Source organism: Pseudomonadales bacterium, from assembly GCA_013215025.1.
Lineage (GTDB): Bacteria > Pseudomonadota > Gammaproteobacteria > Pseudomonadales > DT-91 > DT-91.
Window position 1 is genome coordinate 1 of the sequence record JABSRR010000343.1, and the last position, 1,605, is coordinate 1,605.

Genomic DNA, 1,605 nt, shown 5'->3' on the forward strand with positions numbered 1-1,605 from the left:
GCGCGAGACTCATTGTCGATAAATCGATATGATGCAGCGATTCGCCTGGCATAAACTCAAGACACAGTATCTCGGCATCGCAATATTGACGGTAAAGCTTGGGCACTGAAAATACATCTAAGTCATTCGAGGCGCTAACGGATTCTCGTAACAGTCGAGCAAATCGTTCGGTAATATCTGCTTCATGCTGATAATCAAGCTCCATCCGTAACAACTCATCCAATTCAAGCAGCCAACTGTCAAAGCCTTTGATATTGACGACACGTGCGAGCTTTAGCAGTTGTCCAATGGCAGCGAGGTCAGCGCTCACAGTATCCAAAATTCCAGGGTATTGCACTTTAAAACAAACGTCCAAATCGGCAGACTTTGCTCTATGCACCTGCGATAAGGAGGCCGCACCCAGCGCTTCTTCCTCAATTTGCCACTGCTCCGCATCAGCTAAAACCGCGGTGATTTTGGGTAAAATAAGTTCACTGGAAAACGCCTCAGTTTGCTCTTCTAACTCAGACAAAGCGCTAATAATGGCTGGAGGTAAAATAAACTCACCATATACAGCCATCATTTGTCCAATTTTAACCACCGAACCTTTCAGTTCACCCAAGGCCTGACTGAAGGCTTTTGCCTGCTCTGCATACAGTGCCTGATTGTTAGTGTTGCGGCGTGCGGAGTTAAAAGGCTCTGATAGCATATTCACAGCTAAACCGCTGGCAAGTTTGCTACCGAGCTTAGAAGTTGCTTTGGTGAGTGCCCACTGACGCTGCCATTTTCCGGTTTTAATCTGCTTCAAGAGGATTTCCTGAGTTGCACTCTGGATTGTATTAACGCCATTTTCATTTTTTTTAATACGTTTTGATAATCGAGTTCGGAAAGATTGTCACAGCCGTAACGCAGGAAGGCATATTGCTTAAGAAATTGCCTGGTACTGGTTTTAGCCGCTGCATTAAACTGTGACGTGTCTATACGCTGCATCAGATCATAAGGTCCTTCGGCTATTTGCACCGTCATACCGTAACGTTGCAATAATACCGTAAATTGCTGCCATAGCTGTTGCTCAATCGCTTGCTGTTGCTTGCTTCGCATCGCAAGCCAGAGATCCCATAATAAAAATCCTGAAAAGATTGCTACAAAGGCAAACAACACAAACAGAGCAATACGCAAATAATCTACCTTGCCAAGTAAGCCAAGCAGCAACTGCTGCTGTTGCGCAGACTGGTAATTAATTACCTTCTTTTGCCAATAAAAATTTAGCTGATCGAGTCTATGTTGAAACTGTTGCAGCCACTGTGCCTCTTAAAATTGACTAAAGCCAGCATTGAAAGCATTGTCTGAGCTCTCCAACACTCTAGATTGTGGGATCACAGCGGTGGGATCAACACGAAGCCAGCCTTGAGAATCAATCCAAACCTCAACCCAGGCATGCGCATCTTTCTCGCGCACCATCAGATAATTTTCAAACGGATTAAATTCACCGCCTTGATAACCTGCTACAACCCGTGCAGGAATATTTGCGGCACGCATCAACACGGTAAATGCTTGGCTAAAATGTTCGCAATACCCTGTTTTTGTTGTAAATAAAAATTCATCAACACTATTTACACCTAATAA

The 1,605-nt window shown here is 44.3% G+C and carries 3 protein-coding genes; all 3 read right to left on the reverse strand.

The window, feature by feature from the left end:
- On the reverse strand, positions 1-787 hold a 787-nt coding region (locus HRU21_13495; GenBank protein ID NRA43297.1), incomplete at its 3' end, for a hypothetical protein.
- Positions 784-1,191 (reverse strand): hypothetical protein, encoded by a 408-nt coding sequence (locus HRU21_13500; GenBank protein NRA43298.1) that lies wholly within the window; start codon positions 1,189-1,191, stop codon positions 784-786. The genes HRU21_13500 and HRU21_13495, both read right to left, overlap by 4 nt.
- A 99-nt stretch (positions 1,192-1,290) precedes the next feature.
- On the reverse strand, positions 1,291-1,605 hold a 315-nt coding region (locus HRU21_13505; protein NRA43299.1), incomplete at its 5' end, for a transglutaminase domain-containing protein.